The organism is Serratia sp. K-E0102, from assembly GCF_029962625.1.
Classification (GTDB): domain Bacteria; phylum Pseudomonadota; class Gammaproteobacteria; order Enterobacterales; family Enterobacteriaceae; genus Serratia; species Serratia sarumanii.
Map to the genome: position 1 here is coordinate 35,568 of NZ_CP124754.1, position 17,021 is coordinate 52,588.

The following is a 17,021-nucleotide window of genomic DNA, read 5'->3' on the forward strand; positions in this document are numbered from 1 at the left end:
GCTTAAAAATGTGATCAACATCACTTTATTGTGGGTTTTCAGGCGATTTTTTTCTCACTGTGCTTTTTTTACACGCCATAAGTGTGATCTTTATCACTATAAAGGGTGGTTTGTTGGGGTGTTGTGTGTGATTTGTGTCACAAAAAATCCGTGAAGTTCGCGTGACAAAAACAGCGTGATAGAGTCCGTTTCGCATACAGCGGCAACACGGCTGGATCGTCACAACAATAATCACGCGCTCTATTGTCAGCGCGTAACAATAGGGGTGTGTTTTATGTTTTCACCAGACATCAAGGTTAAAGTACAAAACTTTGGCCGCTTCCTGAGCAACATGGTGATGCCCAACATCGGCGCCTTTATCGCCTGGGGGATTATCACCGCGCTATTCATTCCAACCGGCTGGCTGCCGAATGAAACCTTAGCCAAGCTGGTCGGCCCGATGATCACCTACCTGCTGCCATTGCTGATCGGTTATACCGGCGGGCGGCTGGTGGGCGGCGAGCGCGGCGGTGTGGTCGGCGCTATCACCACCATGGGCGTCATCGTCGGCGCCGACATGCCGATGTTCCTCGGCTCGATGATCGCCGGTCCGCTGGGCGGCTGGGCTATCAAGCACTTTGACCGCTGGGTGGACGGCAAGATCAAAAGCGGTTTTGAAATGCTGGTGAACAACTTCTCCGCCGGCATCATCGGCATGCTGCTGGCGATCCTGGCTTTCCTGGGCATCGGGCCGCTGGTGGAGGTGCTCTCCAAGCTGCTGGCGGCGGGCGTGCACGTGATGGTGAAGAACAACCTGCTGCCACTGGCGTCCATCTTCGTTGAACCGGCGAAAATCCTGTTCCTGAACAACGCCATCAACCACGGCATCTTCTCGCCGCTGGGTATCCAGCAGGCCACGGAAGTCGGCAAGTCGGTATTCTTCCTGATCGAAGCCAACCCAGGCCCGGGCATGGGCGTACTGATGGCCTACATGTTCTTCGGTCGCGGCAGCGCCAAGCAATCCGCCGGCGGTGCGGCAATCATTCACTTCTTGGGTGGCATCCACGAAATCTACTTCCCTTACGTGCTGATGAACCCACGCCTGCTGCTGGCGGTGATCCTGGGTGGCATGACCGGCGTCTTCACCCTGACGATGCTGAACGGCGGCCTGGTTTCTCCGGCTTCTCCGGGTTCGATCCTGGCAGTGCTGGCGATGACCCCGAAAGGCGCCTACTTCGCCAACATTGCGGCGGTGTGCGCAGCCTTTGCCGTCTCCTTCGTGGTGTCCGCTTTCCTGCTGAAAACCTCCAAGGTGAAAGAGGATGACGATCTGGAAGCTGCGACCCGTCGCATGCAAGAGATGAAATCGCAGTCCAAAGGCGGCGCGGCGGCGCCGGCATCGGTCGACGGCGATCTGAGCACCGTGCGCAAAATCATCGTCGCCTGCGATGCGGGCATGGGTTCCAGCGCCATGGGCGCCGGGGTGCTGCGTAAGAAAGTGGCCGACGCCGGGCTGAAGAACATCTCGGTGACCAACAGCGCCATCAACAGCCTGCCGGACGATGTGGATCTGGTGATCACCCACCGCGATCTGACCGAGCGTGCGATGCGCCACGCGCCGCAGGCCCAGCACATCTCGCTGACCAACTTCCTCGACAGCAAGCTGTACAGCGATTTGGTCGACCGTTTGCTGGCGGCCAACAAAACCAGCGACAACCAGCAGAAGGTACTGGGCGCGCTGGACGACAGCTTCGAAGCCGGTGAATCGAACCTGTTCAAGCTGAGCGAGAGCAACGTGTTCCTCAACCTGCAGGCCAGCGACAAAGAGCAGGCGATCCGCTTCGCCGGCGAGCAGCTGGTGAAAGGCGGCTACGTCGAGGCGGAGTACGTGCCGGCGATGCTGGAGCGCGAGAAACTCACCTCCACCTACCTGGGCGAGTCGATCGCCGTGCCGCACGGCACCATCGAGGCCAAAGACCGGGTGCTGCGCACCGGCGTGGTGTTCTGCCAGTACCCGCAGGGCGTGCGCTTCGGCGAGGAAGAGGATGAAGTGGCCCGTCTGGTGATCGGCATCGCCGCGCGCAACAACGAGCATATTCAGGTGATCACCAGCCTGACCAACGCGCTGGATGACGAGAGCGTGATCGAGCGGCTGGCGAATACCACCAGCGTCCAGGAAGTGCTGGACCTGCTCGGCGGCAAAAAAGCCGGATAACAGAATCATTTTAAAGGGTGCAGCTTGCTGCACCCTTCGACATTAAGAAGGTAGAGTTATGAAAGCATTACATTTTGGCGCAGGGAACATCGGCCGCGGTTTTATCGGCAAGCTGCTGGCGGACGCCGGGGTTGAGCTGACCTTCGCCGACGTCAATCAAACGGTGCTGGATCTGTTGAACAGCCGTAAAAGTTATCAGGTGCACGTGGTGGGCGAGCAAGAACGCGTGGAGAGCGTCAACAACGTCAGCGCCGTCAACAGCGGCAGCGAGGCGGCGGTGGCGCTGATCGCCGAGGCGGATCTGGTGACCACTGCCGTTGGCCCGCAAATTCTCGGCAAAATCGCCGGCACGATCGCCAAAGGGCTGGTGCTGCGTCATCAGCAGGGCAATGAGCAGCCGCTGAACATCATCGCCTGCGAGAATATGGTGCGCGGCACCAGCCAGCTGAAGCAGCATGTGCTCGCCGCGCTGCCGCAGGACGAGCAGGCATGGGTTGAGCAGCACGTCGGCTTCGTCGATTCGGCGGTCGACCGCATCGTGCCGCCGGCGGACAGCAGCGATCCGCTGGAAGTGACGGTGGAAACCTTCAGCGAATGGATCGTCGATCAGACCCAGTTCAAAGGCCAGCCTCCGGCGATCGCCGGCATGGAGCTGACCGACAACCTGATGGCGTTCGTCGAGCGCAAGCTGTTCACCCTCAATACCGGTCACGCCATCACCGCCTACCTTGGCCAACGGGCCGGGCTGCAAACCATTCGCGACGCCATTCTCGACCCGGCGATCCGCCGCGTGGTGAAAGGAGCGATGGAAGAGAGCGGTGCGGTGCTGATCAAGCGCTACGGCTTCGACGCCGACAAGCACGCCGCCTACATCAACAAAATCCTCGGCCGCTTCGAAAACCCGTATCTGCACGACGACGTCGAGCGCGTGGGGCGCCAGCCGCTGCGCAAACTGAGCGCAGGCGATCGCCTGATCAAACCGCTGCTGGGCACGCTGGAATACGGCCTGCCGCACGCCAACCTGATCCAGGGCATCGCCGCCGCCATGAGCTACCGCAGCGAACAGGATCCGCAGGCGCAGGAGTTGGCGGAATTGCTGAACACGCTCGGGCCGAAAGCCGCGCTGGCGCAAATTTCCGGCCTGCCGGCGGAAAGCGAGGTTGTAGAAGAGGCCGTTGCTGTGTATAACGCCATGCACAAGTAGAATCGTGATGATGAACACCCGAGCGCAGCTTGCTGCGCTCCTGCAATCCGAGTTCGACATCGACGGCCCTCCCCACGCCTTTCGAAAAGCGATGATGGAAGAAGCACAGGCATTTGAAAATCAGGTTCTGGAAAAGCTGAACGCGGGCAAAACGGTGCGCAGTTTCCTGATCGCGGCGGTAGAGCTGCTGGCGGAAGCGCTCAATGTGCTGGTGGTGCAGGTATTCCGCAAGGACGACTATGCGGTGAAATATGCCGTCGAACCGCTATTGTCCGGCAGCGGCCCGCTGGGGGAGCTGTCGGTGCGCCTGAAGCTGATGTATGGGCTGGGGGTGATCTCCCGCCACGAATATGAAGACGCCGAGCTGCTGATGGCGATGCGCGAAGAGCTGAATCACGACGGTGCGGAATACCGCTTCGTCGACGACGAAATCCTCGGGCCCTTCGGCGAGCTGCACTGCGTGGCCGCGCTGCCGCCGGCGCCGACCTTCCTGCAGCCGGGCGAAGCGGATGAAGCGCTGATCGCCATGCAGCGTCAGCGCTATCAGCAGATGGTGCGCTCCACCATGGTGCTGTCCATTACCGATCTGATCGCCGGCATCGGCGCCAAACAACCTTCCCGACTCTCTCCTCTCGGCCGCGGCTAAGCAAAGGCCGCGCGCCACTCGTCGAACAGCAACCACAGCGCGGTGGCGGCCATCAGGCCGGACATGACGCCGTTAAACGCGCGCAGCTTCCAGGCGACCTGGAGCGCGTTGCGCAACCGGTCGCCCAGCACCGCCCACAGCAGCACACAGGGTAAATTCAGCACGACGAAACCTGCGATGACGCTCAGCGTATGGAAGAAGGTGGCGCCTTCGCGCGGGGTGAACAGGATCGCCACGTTGATCACCATCAGCCAGGCCTTGGGGTTGACCGCCTGAAACAGCGCGCCGTTGAGGAAACTCATTGGCCTCACCTGCTCTTTGGCGTCCGGCGAGGCTGCCTTGAACAGTTTCCATGACAGCCACAGCAGGTAGGCGCAGCCGATCACCGCCAGCGGGAAGCGGATGACGCCGGCCCAGCTCAGCGCCAGCGCCAGCAGCGGGATAATGATAGCCAACTGCACCGCACAGCCGGCGCCGATGCCGAACAGCATCGGCAGGGTGCGGCGCAGGCCGAAGTTGACGCCCGACGAGGCCAGCAGCAGGTTGTTGGGGCCGGGGGTAATCGACATGACGGTGACGTAGCTGACAAAGGCGGAGTCCAGCATGGCAGGTTCCTTGAAAATGACGGTAATAACGAGAGGATCAGCATAATCGCTGCGATGGGGTGGTGACAGAACCACAAATTGGATATTGTTATGGTTACAGTTGTGCAAAATGTAAACTGTACCCATTGCCTGGAGAGAAACTGTGACCCTGCTCGATGAAACCCCGGATACCCGTTACCTGCAGCTGGCGGATACGCTGGCCGAGGCCATTCGCCGCGGCACGCTGCTGCCCGGCGACCGCTTGCCTTCGGTGCGGCGCTGTGCGCAAACCCATCGCGTCAGCATTAATACCGTGGTGTCGGCTTACCGCACGCTGGAGGATCGCGGGCTGATCGAAGCGCGGCCGCAATCAGGGTTTTATGTCCGCAGCACGCTGCCGGCGCTGAAGATGGCCTCGGCGCCCAGCGGCCGCATCGAGCCGCCGGCGGACGACGTGCTGGCGCTGATCGATACCGTGTTCGCCGCCCAGCAGAATCCGGCCTTCACCAACATTGCGCTGGCCTGCCCGCAGACCAGCGATTTTTATCCCGGCGGCAAGCTGGGGCGCATGCTGTCCTCTCAGCTGCGCCGTCAACCGGATCTGATCGGACAGTATTCGTTGCCGCCCGGCAGCCTGCGGCTGCGTCAGCAGATCGCCCGCCGTTCGATGACGCTGGGCATGCTGCTGGAGCCTGGCGACGTGGTGCTGACCCACGGCTGCATGGAGGCGTTGCAGCTGGCGCTGCGCGTCACCACCAAACCGGGCGACTGCGTCGGGCTGGAGTCACCGACCTACTTCTACCTGCTGCCGCTGCTGGCCAGCCTGGGGCTGAAAGCGCTGGAAATCCCCACCGATCCGCAGCTGGGGCTGTCGCTGGACGCGCTGGAGCTGCTATTGAACGAGAAACGGCTGAACGCGGTGATTGCCATGCCGACGGTGCAAAACCCGCTGGGCTGCACCATGCCGCTGGCGGCGAAAAAGCGGCTGGCGCGGCTGATGAACGATCATCAGGTGCCGTTGATTGAAGACGGGCTGTATGCCGAGATCCAGTTCGGCGGCGCGCTGTCGCCGGCGGTGAAGGCGTTCGATCGTGACGGCTGGGTGCTGTTTTGCTCCAGCTTCACCAAAACGCTGGCGCCGGATTTTCGCGTCGGCTGGATCTGCGGCGGCCGCTTTCACGAGGCGTTGCGCAAGCTGAAGGCGGTGTCGTCGATGTCCGAGTCGCAGCTGCTGTCGGAAACGCTGGCGACCTTCCTGGAGAGCGGCGGCTACGATCACCATTTGCGCAACCTGCGCAAGCGCTATGCGGCGCAGGTAGACGAGGCGCGGGCGCTGATCGCCCGGCATTTCCCGCGCGGCACGCGGGCCACGCAGCCGGCGGGCGGCTTCGTGTTTTGGGTTGAGTTCCCCCCCAACGTGGACAGCGTAGCGCTGTTCCACCAACTGCTGGAAGAGCAGATCTGTTTGACGCCGGGCACCCTGTATTCCCCCAGCGGGCGCTACCGCAACGCGCTGCGGCTCTCCTGTTGCTACCCGTTCAACGCGCGCTACACCCAGGCGTTGGCTCGGCTCGGCGCCAGGGCCTGCGAGATGAGCGGCCTGCCGCCCGGCATTGCGCAGGACGGGTAACGGCGCGCGCCTTTTGCTACAATGCCGGTATCATTGATTAGCGTGCCATTTTGGGCACAACGGGCCAGAGACCATGAAAGAGAAAGAAAAGGCAGAGATCAAGCGCCTGAGCGACCTGCTGGACGCCTTGAACCACAAAGATGCCACCGTGATCCAACAGGGCAACCCTGAGTTGATTGCGCAGCACACCAAAGAGAAAGAGAAGCTGGCGACGGAGATCGAGCGCCTGAAAAACGTGCGCGGCGAGAAGCTGAGCGCCGAAGCGCAGAAGCTGAGCAAGCTGCCGTTCAGCCGCGAAATCACCAAGAAAGAGCAGGCCGACATGGGCGCGCTGAAGAAAAGCGCGCGCGGGCTGATCGTGGTGCATCCGATGACCGCGCTGGGCCGCGAGATGGGCCTGAAAGCGGTCACCGGTTACGCCAAGAAAGCGTTCTGAACCCCCGGGCGTCAGACCTTGGTGGTGAAATACGCCTTGGTCTGATAGGGCACGGTGACCGTGTCCTGGCCCCGTAGCTCCTCTTCTTCCGCCACCAGCTGGCGCAATTGATCGATAACCTGCTCCTGTTGCGGCTGCGGCAGCGCGGCGATAAAGCTGGTTGAACGCACCCGGTTGTAGATCACGTCCTCCACCGCGCCGCGGTGGCTCAACATAAAGACCTGCTCCTGCAGCGGTTCAAAGCCTTTGAACGGGAAGAACTTGCGCCATTCGCCGGTATAGAAACGCGGCGCATCGCCTTCGTGGCGATCGACGATCTGATTCAGTTTACGCACCCAGCCGACGCGCGCATCGCGCATGTTCCACACCAGACCGAGTTTGCCACCGGGTTTGAGAATGCGCCGGATCTCCGCCAGCGCCTGCGGCGTGGCGAACCAGTGGAAGGATTGGGCGCACACTACCGCATCGACCGACTCGTCCGGCAACGGGATCGCCTCGGCGGTGCCCGCCAGCGTTTTCACCTGCGGCAGCGCCGCCGACAGTTTTTCCAGCATTTGCGGCACCGGTTCGACGGCGATCGCCTGAGCGCCGGTTTCCAGCAGGCGCGGGGTGAACTTGCCGGTGCCGGCGCCGAGATCGATGACCGTCATGCCGGCGTGCAGGCCGATAGTCTCGCGCAGCCAGGCGGCGATTTCCGGCGGATAATCCGGCCGGCCTTTCATATAGCGATCGGCATTGGCCTGATAGCCCTCGGCGGCGGCGTGATGAATCGAATGGGTCGGGGTGGTCATTACCTTGCTCCTGGCTGAAAAACACGCGGCTACAGTATAGGCGGAAGAACAGGGTTAACGCGGCATTCGGCGCACGTTTTTCATCTTTTCCGCCCGCGCTTTCAACGGCCGAGCAGGCGGCGGTTGAAGTCCTCAAGGTGCCCTTCGGCAAGCCGCGTGAGCATGGTCTTGCTCCAGCTGGCGGAGAGGCCGGCGACCGCCAACAGGCGGCGATACTGTTCCGCGTCGAACGGCATATGCCAGGCGATGGCGATGGCTTCGGCCACCGACACGTCGCTGTTGCGCGCCGCCAGCGCCAGCGGACGATCGCCGCTGACCGCGCCCGGCGACACCACCCGATACAGCCAGCCGCAGCGGCCGCTTTGCTGCATCAGCACCGAAATGTCCTCGATGGCGAAGTGATAATTGAGCTTGAAGCACGGCGAGCGCGGCTGAGTGACCTGGATCAGCGCCTCGCCCCAGCGGAAAATGTCGCCCATAAACACATTGTGTTCGGTCAGCCCTTCGGTGGAGATATTCTCGCCGAAGGCCGGGGCGCAAAATTGCTCGGCCTGCGCCGGAAACTGCGCGCGCCAGTGGGCGTAATGCTCGCGCGGGTAGTGGCACAGCGCACGGTCCGGCCCGCCGTGGTAGCTTTTTTCCGCCTGCTCGTCGCCTTCCAGGCCGAGCGGCGTGAGCCGGATGGCGCCATCCACCTGGCGTTTGGCGATGGCGCTGGGGCGCCCGCCTTCATAGGGTTGGATGCTGCCGATGTAAACGTCTGGGTGATGCATGTGCGCCTCCGTGTCTCGCGTCGAGGGCTCAGCATAGCCTGAGTTGTGCCGGGGGGACATAACAACCCGCCCGAAAATCCTCGGGCGGGCGGCGGGGCGTCAGAAGGTGGTCCAGTTATCTTCCGCTGCGGCGTTGGCGGCTGCGGGTTTTACCGCCGGCGCTTTCGGCGCGGCGGCTTTCACGGCGGCGGGTTCGGTCTGCTCCGCCAAACGGAACACCGAGACGCTCTGCAGCAGCATGTCGGCCTGTTCTTCCAGCGAATCGGCGGCGGCGGCGGACTCTTCCACCAGCGCGGCGTTCTGCTGGGTGGTGTGGTCCATCTCGACGATCGCCTGGCCAATCTGGGCGATGCCGCGCGTCTGCTCATCGGAAGCGGCGGCGATTTCAGCCATGATGTCGCGCACGTGGGTGACCGAGCGGACGATCTGTTCCATGGTGTTGCCGGTGCTTTCCACCAGCTCGGTGCCGGTTTTCACCCGGCTGACCGATTCGGCGATCAGCCCTTCGATCTCCTTGGCCGCCTGGGCGCTGCGGCTCGCCAGGCTGCGCACTTCGCTGGCGACCACCGAGAAGCCGCGGCCCTGTTCGCCGGCGCGCGCCGCTTCCACCGCGGCGTTGAGCGCCAGGATATTGGTTTGGAAGGCAATACCGTTGATCAGGGTGGTAATTTCGGCGATACGCTGCGAACTGCTGGAAATATCGCGCATGGTGCTGACCACGTTTTCCACCAGCTTGCCGCCCTGCTGCGCGGTCTGCGAGGCGTCGGTGGCCAGCTGATTGGCGTGATGGGCGTTGTCGGCGTTCTGTTTTACCGTGGCGGTCAGCTGTTCCATGCTGGCGGCGGTTTCCTCGACCGCCGCCGCCTGCTGTTCGGTGCGTGAGGAGAGGTCGGTGTTGCCGGCGGCGATTTCCGCCGAGGCGGTGGAGACCTGGCTGACCCCCATCTGGATCTTCTCAATCATGGTGCGCAGGTTTTGGCTCATCGCCGCCACCGCGTTCAGCAGTTGCCCCAGCTCGTCGCGGCGGGTGCTGGTCTGCGCCTGGCGCAGGTCGCCGCCGGCGATGCGTTCCGCCATGGCCAGCGTGCTGTGCAGCGGACGGGTGATCTGCAGGGTGATGCGCCAGGCGATAAGCACCCCGGCGATGATGGCGATCAGCGTGGTGATGCCCATCTGCAGCTGCGCCAGATTGATATCATTGTGGGTCTGCGCCAGCTCGTCCTGCATAAAGGCGTTCACCAGCATGCCGATCGCCTGCGCGCGTTCGCCGAGCCGCCGGCTGATTTGCTGTTCGTGCTCATAGGCAGGCAGGTAGGCCGCGATGCGGTTTTTGTAATCGTCCAGCGCGGCCAGCAGCGGTTGCAGCTGCGGGCGCTGCGCGTCGCTGACCCGGCGGCTCAAGGCATTGGCCGCGTCGCGCGCATCGTCGATGGCCGCCATCAGCGGGGCTTCGGTTTCCTTGTTCAGGCTCAGCAGCAGGCCGCGCGCGCCGTAGCGCACCTGGGTCAGCTTCTGGTTCAGCTGGATGAAGGCCAACTGCAGATCGCCGTTGGTCAGCTGGCGCTCCACCTGGCTCAGGCTGGCCTGCACTTCCGACATGTTCCAGCTCTGGCGCACCGCGTCTTTCGCCGTGACCGCCTGTTCAAACTCTTTTTGCTGCTGCTGATATTCCCCGATCAGCGTCACCAGACGCTGCAGATCCTTGCGGCTTTGGGCGTCCCAGTCCAGCGCCTGCCCGTGGTCTATCAGTTTGACGGCGTTTTCAATATTGGCGCGGTTGTTCTGAATATACTCCGGCCGGTAGGTCTGGCCGTACATGGCGCGGTTGTATTTGGCCTGGTTGATCTCTTCGTTCAGCCGGTTGCTGAAGTCGATGCGATCGGCGCGTGATTCGATGATATGCAGATATTGCGCCCCGGTGCCGGCGATGATGACCGCCAACAGCAGCAACAGTGCGAAGCCGAGACCGAGCTTTTTACCTACGGTGAGATGAGTGAACTTTCCTGCCAATGCTTGCAATGCCGCCATAGCGTTTTTTCCTTCTCCGGGCGAACGTCAATTGAACAAACCATCGGCAAGACGTGGTCAAACTTTAGCGGATTTCAGGCAAAAAAATACCCGCCGGTGGCGGGCATCTTCATCAACGGGGGCGAATTACTTCTTCGCGGCGAAGCGTGCGGCGGCTTCATCCCAGTTGACCACGTTCCAGAACGCCTTGATGTAGTCAGGACGTTTGTTCTGATATTTCAGGTAGTAAGCGTGTTCCCACACGTCCAGGCCGATGATTGGGAAACCGGAAGCGCCGGCGACCGCTTCGCCCATCAGCGGGCTGTCCTGGTTAGCGGTAGACACCACGGCCAGTTTGCCGTCTTTCAGCACCAGCCAGGCCCAACCGGAACCGAAGCGGGTGGCAGCGGCTTTCTCGAACTCTTCCTGGAATTTCTCAACGCTGCCGAAATCGCGCTCGATGGCTGCTTTCAGATCGCCGCCCAGCGTGGTGCCGGTTTTCAGGTTTTTCCAGAAGAAGCTGTGGTTGGCGTGGCCGCCGGCGTTGTTGCGCATGAAGGTGCGTTTGTCGGCAGGCACTTTATCCAGATCCTGGATCAGCTCTTCAACGCTGTATTTGGCCAGCTCAGGGTAGGCTTCCAGCACGGTGTTTGCGTTGTTGACGTAGGTCTGATGGTGTTTGGTGTGATGGATTTCCATCGTCTGCTTGTCGAAATGCGGTTCCAGTGCGTCGTAAGCGTACGGCAGGGATGGCAGTGAATAACTCATAATCATCATCTCCAGTGGTGTATGGGCGGCGCAAAGCGTGAGCACCGCGTAAGCAGTCGGATCATTATAGTTAATTAAATGATATTGAAAATGATTATCAATGCCCTGTGAACTGTGTGGTTAACGATCAAATCGCTGCGCTAACCTACTGATAGAAGAAGGGGCGGATGGCTGCGTGAAGCCGTCGCCCCGGCGCGCGGGTTACTCTCTATACTGTAGGGAGCGCCAACGCCGAAATGTATCGAAATGTGCCAAAGCGTTCACTGAATGAGCACGAGTGTGTAACAACCACAAGCACGCTGTGGTAATATGGCCGGCGTTCGTAGCAAGCATAACAACAGTGACATTCGCGTTTGCCGCGCTAGCGGGCAGGCGCCTTTGAACAATGTGACAATCGAGAGTAAAGGAGACCCCCATGCAGGTCAGCAGAAGGCAGTTCTTTAAGATCTGCGCTGGCGGTATGGCAGGAACGACGGTGGCCGCGCTGGGCTTTGCCCCCGAAGTGGCGTTGGCGGAAACCCGGCAGTACAAACTGCTGCGCGCCCGCGAGACCCGTAATACCTGTACGTATTGTTCCGTCGGCTGTGGGCTGTTGATGTACAGCCTTGGTGATGGCGCCAAAAACGCCAAAGAAAGCATTTTCCATATCGAAGGGGATCCGGATCATCCGGTAAACCGCGGCGCGCTTTGCCCGAAAGGCGCCGGCCTGGTTGACTTCATCCACAGCGAAAGCCGCCTCAAGTACCCGGAATACAGGGCGCCAGGATCGGACAAATGGCAACGCATCAGCTGGGACGACGCCTTTACCCGCATCGCCAAGCTGGTGAAAGAAGACCGCGACGCCAACTTCATCAAAACCAACGATCAGGGCGTTACCGTCAACCGTTGGCTGACCACCGGCATGCTGTGCGCCTCGGCCGCCAGCAACGAAACCGGTTTTCTGTCGCAAAAATTTAGTCGCGCTCTCGGCATGCTTGCCGTAGACAACCAGGCGCGTGTCTGACACGGACCAACGGTAGCAAGTCTTGCTCCAACATTTGGTCGCGGTGCGATGACCAACCACTGGGTTGATATCAAGAACGCGAATTTGATTATCGTCATGGGCGGTAATGCGGCGGAAGCGCATCCGGTGGGGTTCCGCTGGGCGATGGAAGCCAAAATACACAACAATGCCAAGCTGATCGTGATCGATCCGCGCTTTACCCGAACCGCATCGGTGGCGGACTTCTACACGCCGATCCGCTCCGGGACCGACATCGCTTTCCTGTCGGGCGTGTTGCTGTATCTGATGACCAACAACAAGTTTAACCGCGAGTACGTCGAGGCCTACACCAACGCCAGCCTGCTGGTGCGGGAAGACTTTGCCTTCGAAGACGGCTTGTTCAGCGGCTACGATGCGGAAAACCGCAAGTACGACAAAACCACCTGGAACTACCAGTTCGACGAGAACGGCTTCGCCAAGCGCGACGTCACGCTGCAGGATCCGCGCTGCGTGTGGAACATGCTGAAACAGCACGTGAGCCGCTACACGCCTGACGTGGTGACCAACATCTGCGGCACGCCGAAGGACGATTTCCTCAAGGTGTGCGAATACATCGCCGAAACCTGCGTCGCGGATAAAACCGCTTCGTTCCTGTACGCCCTGGGCTGGACTCAGCACTCGGTCGGCGCGCAGAACATCCGCACCATGGCGATGATCCAACTGCTGCTCGGCAATATGGGCATGGCGGGCGGCGGCGTCAACGCGCTGCGCGGCCACTCCAACATTCAGGGTCTGACCGATCTCGGCCTGCTGTCGCAGAGCCTGCCGGGCTACCTGACGCTGCCGTCGGAGAAACAGACCGATCTCGACACCTACCTGAAGGCCAACACGCCGAAGGCGCTGCTGCCGGGCCAGGTTAACTACTGGGGCAACTACCCGAAATTCTTCGTCAGCATGATGAAGACCTTCTACGGCGACAAGGCGCAGAAGGACAACAGCTGGGGCTTTGACTGGTTGCCGAAGTGGGACAAAGGCTACGACGTGCTGCAGTACTTCGAGATGATGGCGCAGGGCAAGGTCAACGGCTACTTCTGCCAGGGCTTTAACCCGGTGGCGTCGTTCCCGAACAAAAACAAGGTGGTGGCTTCGCTGTCCAAGCTGAAGTTCCTGGTGACCATCGATCCGTTGAACACCGAGACCTCCAACTTCTGGCAGAACCACGGCGAGTTCAACGAGGTGGATCCTGCGCAGATCCAGACCGAAGTGTTCCGCCTGCCGTCCACCTGCTTCGCCGAAGAGAACGGCTCGATCGTCAACTCCGGCCGCTGGCTGCAGTGGCACTGGAAAGGCGCGGACGCCCCGGGCGAAGCGCTGAACGACGGCGAGATCCTGGCGGGCATCTTCAGCCGCCTGCGCGAGATGTATGCGCGCGACGGCGGTGCGGTGCCGGAACAGGTGCTGAACATGACCTGGGACTACCTGACGCCGGACAACCCGGCGCCGGAAGAGGTGGCGCAGGAAAACAACGGCAAGGCGCTGGCGGATCTGCTGGATGCCGACGGCAAGGTGCTGGTGAAAAAAGGCGAGCTGCTCAGCTCGTTCGCGCAGCTGCGCGACGACGGCACCACCGCCAGCGGCTGCTGGATCTTCGCCGGCAGCTGGACGCCGGCCGGCAACCAGATGGCGCGGCGCGACAACGCCGATCCGTCCGGCCTCGGCAATACGCTGGGCTGGGCCTGGGCATGGCCGCTCAATCGCCGCATCCTGTATAACCGCGCCTCGGCGGATCCGCAGGGTAAACCGTGGGATCCGAAACGCCAGCTGCTGGAGTGGGACGGCGCCAAGTGGGTCGGGGCCGATATCCCGGACTACAGCACCGCCGCGCCGGGCAGCGACGTCGGGCCGTTCATCATGCAGCCGGAAGGCATGGGCCGCCTGTTCGCCACCGACAAGATGGCGGAAGGGCCGTTCCCTGAACACTACGAGCCGTTCGAAACGCCGCTCGGCACCAACCCGCTGCACCCGAACGTGGTGTCCAACCCGGCGGCGCGCGTGTTCAAGGACGATCTGGCGGCGATGGGCAAATCCGACAAGTTCCCGTATGTCGGCACCACCTATCGTCTGACCGAGCACTTCCACTACTGGACCAAGCACGCGTTGCTGAACGCCATCGCGCAGCCTGAGCAGTTTGTGGAGATCGGCGAGAAGCTGGCGGAGAAAAAAGGCATCAAGCACGGCGATACCGTGAAGGTCAGCTCCAACCGCGGCTACATCAAGGCCAAGGCGGTGGTGACCAAGCGTATTCGCACGCTGCAGGTGCACGGCCAGGAAGTCGACACCATCGGCATCCCGATCCACTGGGGTTACGAAGGGGTGGCGAAGAAAGGCTTTATCGCCAACACGCTGACGCCGTTTGTCGGCGACGCCAATACGCAAACGCCGGAGTTCAAGGCGTTCCTGGTCAACGTGGAAAAGGTGTAACGGAGACGAATTATGGCCATGCAATCTCAAGACATCATTCGTAAATCCGCCACCAATGGTTTCACGCCGGCGCCGCGTGCCCGTGACCACCAGGAAGAAGTGGCCAAACTGATCGATGTCACCACCTGTATCGGCTGCAAGGCCTGTCAGGTGGCCTGTTCCGAATGGAACGACATCCGCGACGAAGTGGGGCACAACGTCGGGGTGTACGATAACCCCGCCGATCTGACCGCCAAGTCGTGGACGGTGATGCGCTTCTCCGAGGTGGAGGAAAACGGCAAGCTGGAATGGCTGATCCGCAAGGATGGCTGCATGCACTGCGCCGATCCGGGCTGCCTGAAGGCCTGCCCGTCGGAAGGCGCGATCATTCAGTACGCCAACGGCATCGTCGACTTCCAGTCCGAGCACTGCATCGGCTGCGGCTACTGCATCGCCGGCTGCCCGTTCGACGTGCCGCGCATGAACAAGGACGACAACCGGGTGTACAAGTGCACCCTGTGTGTCGACCGCGTGGACGTCGGCCAGGAACCGGCCTGCGTGAAAACCTGCCCGACCGGCGCCATTCACTTCGGCACCAAGGAAGCGATGAAGCAGGTGGCGGCGGATCGCGTCAGCGAGCTGAACACCCGCGGCTACCAGAACGCCGGTCTGTACGATCCGGCGGGGGTGGGCGGCACGCACGTGATGTACGTGCTGCACCACGCCGACAAACCGCAGCTGTACCACGGTTTGCCGGACAACCCGAGCATCAGCCCGGCGGTGACCTTCTGGAAGGGCGTGTGGAAACCCCTGGCGGCCATCGGCTTTGCCGCCACCTTCGCGGCCAGCGTGTTCCACTATGTCGGCGTCGGGCCTAACCGCGTCGAAGATGAGGACGAGCACGACGAGTCGCACGACGAGGAGACGCGCAAATGAGAAAGGAAAAGCCCATTCAGCGTTACAGCGCACCGGAGCGCATCAACCACTGGATCGTGGCGTTCTGCTTTGTGTTCGCCGCCATCAGCGGGCTGGGGTTCTTCTTCCCCTCCTTCAACTGGCTGATGAACATCTTCGGGACGCCGCAGCTGGCGCGCATTCTGCACCCGTTTGTCGGGGTGATCATGTTTGCCGCGTTCCTGCTGATGTTCCTGCGCTACTGGAAGCATAACCTGATCAACCGGGAAGATATCGTCTGGGCCAAGAACATCCACAAAATCGCCATGAACGAGGAAGTGGGTGACACCGGGCGCTATAATTTCGGCCAGAAGTGCGTGTTCTGGGCGGCGATTATCAGCCTGGTGCTGCTGCTGGCCAGCGGCGTGGTGATCTGGCGGCCGTATTTTGCGCCGTCGTTCTCCATCCCGCTGATCCGCATCGCGCTGCTGGTGCATTCGCTGGCCGCGGTCGGCCTGATTATCGTGATTATGGTGCACATTTACGCCGCATTGTGGGTAAAAGGCACCATTACCGCGATGGTGGAAGGCTGGGTGCCGGCGGCCTGGGCCAAGAAACATCATCCGCGCTGGTACCGCGAGGTCCGCGAGAAACGACAGGAAGATAAACCCTGATGAGTATCCGCATCGTTCCTAAAGAGCAGTTAGGGGCACAGCGTGAGAAGTCCTCAACGGCGGAGAACATCCCGCCGTTACTTTTCGCCAACCTGAAAAGCCTGTACAGCCGCCGCGCCGATCGCCTGCGTCAGCTGGCTGTCGACAATCCGCTGGGCGACTATCTGAACTTCGCCGCCGAGCTGGCGCAGGCGCAGCAGCATGCGCTGCACGATAATCCGCTGCAGCTCGATCTGAGCGAAGCGCTGGCGCAGGGTGCCGCCAGCGGCAAACCGCCGCTCGATCTGAGCGTGTTCCCGCGCAGCGAGCACTGGCGCAAGCTGCTGGCGTCGCTGATCGCCGAGCTGCGCCCGCAGGCGCCGGAGCATATCCTGGCGGTGCTGGACAACCTGGAGAAAGCCTCGGCGCATGAGCTGGAGCTGATGGCCGACGCCTTGCTCAACCGCGAGTTCGGCAAGGTAGGCAGTGAGAAGGCGCCGTTCCTCTGGGCCGCGCTGTCGCTCTATTGGGCGCAGATGGCCAGCCTGATCCCCGGCAAGGCGCGCGCCGAATACGGCGAGCAGCGCCAGTTCTGCCCGGTGTGCGGCAGCATCCCGGTCTCCAGCATGGTGCACATCGGCACCGTCAACGGCCTGCGCTACCTGCACTGCAACCTGTGCGAAAGCGAATGGCACGTGGTGCGGGTGAAGTGCAGCAACTGCGAGCAGACCCGCGATCTCAACTACTGGTCGCTGGACAGCGAGCAGGCGGCGGTGAAGGCGGAAAGCTGCGGCGACTGCGGCACTTACCTGAAGATCCTGTATCAGGAAAAAGACCCGCAGGTCGAAGCGGTGGCCGACGATCTGGCTTCGCTGGTGCTGGACGCCCGCATGGAAGAAGAAGGCTTCGGCCGCAGCAGCATCAATCCGTTCCTGTTCCCGGCGGAGTAACCGCCCGGCCCCGTTCGCGCGGGGCCGGATCAGCAATTTCAGCACGGGC

The 17,021-nt window shown here is 61.7% G+C and carries 14 protein-coding genes; 9 read left to right on the forward strand and 5 right to left on the reverse strand.

The features are described 5' to 3' along the window. The first annotated feature begins 274 nt into the window (after window positions 1–274). From SSARUM2_RS00165 to SSARUM2_RS00175, 3 genes are all read left to right on the forward strand, one after another. Complete coding sequence (locus SSARUM2_RS00165; RefSeq protein ID WP_033636552.1) at window positions 275–2,194, forward strand: PTS mannitol transporter subunit IICBA; 1,920 nt, start codon at window positions 275–277, stop codon at window positions 2,192–2,194. A 58-nt stretch (window positions 2,195–2,252) separates the two neighbouring features. Further along, window positions 2,253–3,398: a mannitol-1-phosphate 5-dehydrogenase gene (gene mtlD / locus SSARUM2_RS00170; RefSeq protein WP_033653964.1), complete on the forward strand. Its 1,146-nt coding sequence runs from the start codon at window positions 2,253–2,255 to the stop codon at window positions 3,396–3,398. A gap of 91 nt (window positions 3,399–3,489) precedes the next feature. After that, window positions 3,490–4,044, forward strand: coding sequence for an MltR family transcriptional regulator (locus SSARUM2_RS00175; RefSeq protein WP_033638634.1), 555 nt, complete (start codon window positions 3,490–3,492; stop codon window positions 4,042–4,044). Here SSARUM2_RS00175 and SSARUM2_RS00180 read toward each other — a convergent pair. Continuing rightward, complete coding sequence (locus SSARUM2_RS00180; protein WP_033649537.1) at window positions 4,041–4,649, reverse strand: LysE family translocator; 609 nt, start codon at window positions 4,647–4,649, stop codon at window positions 4,041–4,043. The genes SSARUM2_RS00175 and SSARUM2_RS00180 overlap by 4 nt on opposite strands. A 142-nt stretch (window positions 4,650–4,791) precedes the next feature. On the opposite strand from SSARUM2_RS00180, the gene SSARUM2_RS00185 reads away from it, so the two are divergent. Together SSARUM2_RS00185 and SSARUM2_RS00190 are read left to right on the forward strand one after the other, a co-directional pair. Further along, window positions 4,792–6,258, forward strand: coding sequence for a PLP-dependent aminotransferase family protein (locus tag SSARUM2_RS00185; RefSeq protein WP_041037299.1), 1,467 nt, complete (start codon window positions 4,792–4,794; stop codon window positions 6,256–6,258). A gap of 73 nt (window positions 6,259–6,331) precedes the next feature. Further along, entirely contained in the window at window positions 6,332–6,694 is a 363-nt protein-coding gene (locus SSARUM2_RS00190) for a YibL family ribosome-associated protein (RefSeq protein WP_004933989.1), read from the forward strand. Window positions 6,695–6,705: 11 nt separating this feature from the next. On the opposite strand, the gene SSARUM2_RS00195 is transcribed toward SSARUM2_RS00190, so the two are convergent. From SSARUM2_RS00195 to sodA, 4 genes are all read right to left on the reverse strand, one after another. Next, a complete protein-coding gene (locus SSARUM2_RS00195) occupies window positions 6,706–7,485 on the reverse strand; it encodes a class I SAM-dependent methyltransferase (RefSeq protein ID WP_041037296.1) in 780 nt (259 codons plus the stop codon). Window positions 7,486–7,586: 101 nt separating this feature from the next. Continuing rightward, the gene (gene yiiM, locus SSARUM2_RS00200; RefSeq protein ID WP_033649535.1) at window positions 7,587–8,258 is read right to left on the reverse strand and encodes a 6-hydroxyaminopurine reductase; all 672 of its coding nucleotides are present in this window, start codon (window positions 8,256–8,258) and stop codon (window positions 7,587–7,589) included. Window positions 8,259–8,357: 99 nt separating this feature from the next. Beyond that, the gene (locus SSARUM2_RS00205; RefSeq protein WP_060431138.1) at window positions 8,358–10,286 is read right to left on the reverse strand and encodes a methyl-accepting chemotaxis protein; all 1,929 of its coding nucleotides are present in this window, start codon (window positions 10,284–10,286) and stop codon (window positions 8,358–8,360) included. Between the two features lie 126 nt (window positions 10,287–10,412). Continuing rightward, window positions 10,413–11,033: a superoxide dismutase [Mn] gene (sodA, locus tag SSARUM2_RS00210; protein WP_004934003.1), complete on the reverse strand. Its 621-nt coding sequence runs from the start codon at window positions 11,031–11,033 to the stop codon at window positions 10,413–10,415. 415 nt (window positions 11,034–11,448) lie between these two features. On the opposite strand from sodA, the gene fdnG reads away from it, so the two are divergent. From fdnG to fdhE, 4 genes are read left to right on the forward strand one after another with little or no spacing between them, the layout of a single operon-like run. Then, on the forward strand, window positions 11,449–14,496 hold the full coding sequence (gene fdnG, locus SSARUM2_RS00215) for a formate dehydrogenase-N subunit alpha (protein WP_094887892.1): 3,048 nt from the start codon (window positions 11,449–11,451) through the stop codon (window positions 14,494–14,496). A 12-nt stretch (window positions 14,497–14,508) separates the two neighbouring features. Then, on the forward strand, window positions 14,509–15,411 hold the full coding sequence (gene fdxH, locus SSARUM2_RS00220; protein ID WP_004934014.1) for a formate dehydrogenase subunit beta: 903 nt from the start codon (window positions 14,509–14,511) through the stop codon (window positions 15,409–15,411). Beyond that, window positions 15,408–16,043 (forward strand): formate dehydrogenase cytochrome b556 subunit, encoded by a 636-nt coding sequence (fdoI, locus tag SSARUM2_RS00225; protein ID WP_004934017.1) that lies wholly within the window; start codon window positions 15,408–15,410, stop codon window positions 16,041–16,043. The genes fdxH and fdoI overlap by 4 nt, the downstream gene beginning before the upstream one ends. Then, window positions 16,043–16,972, forward strand: a complete 930-nt coding sequence (fdhE, locus tag SSARUM2_RS00230; RefSeq protein WP_033649531.1) for a formate dehydrogenase accessory protein FdhE — start codon at window positions 16,043–16,045, stop codon at window positions 16,970–16,972. Before fdoI ends, fdhE begins: the two co-directional genes overlap by 1 nt. Window positions 16,973–17,021: the final 49 nt, after the last annotated feature.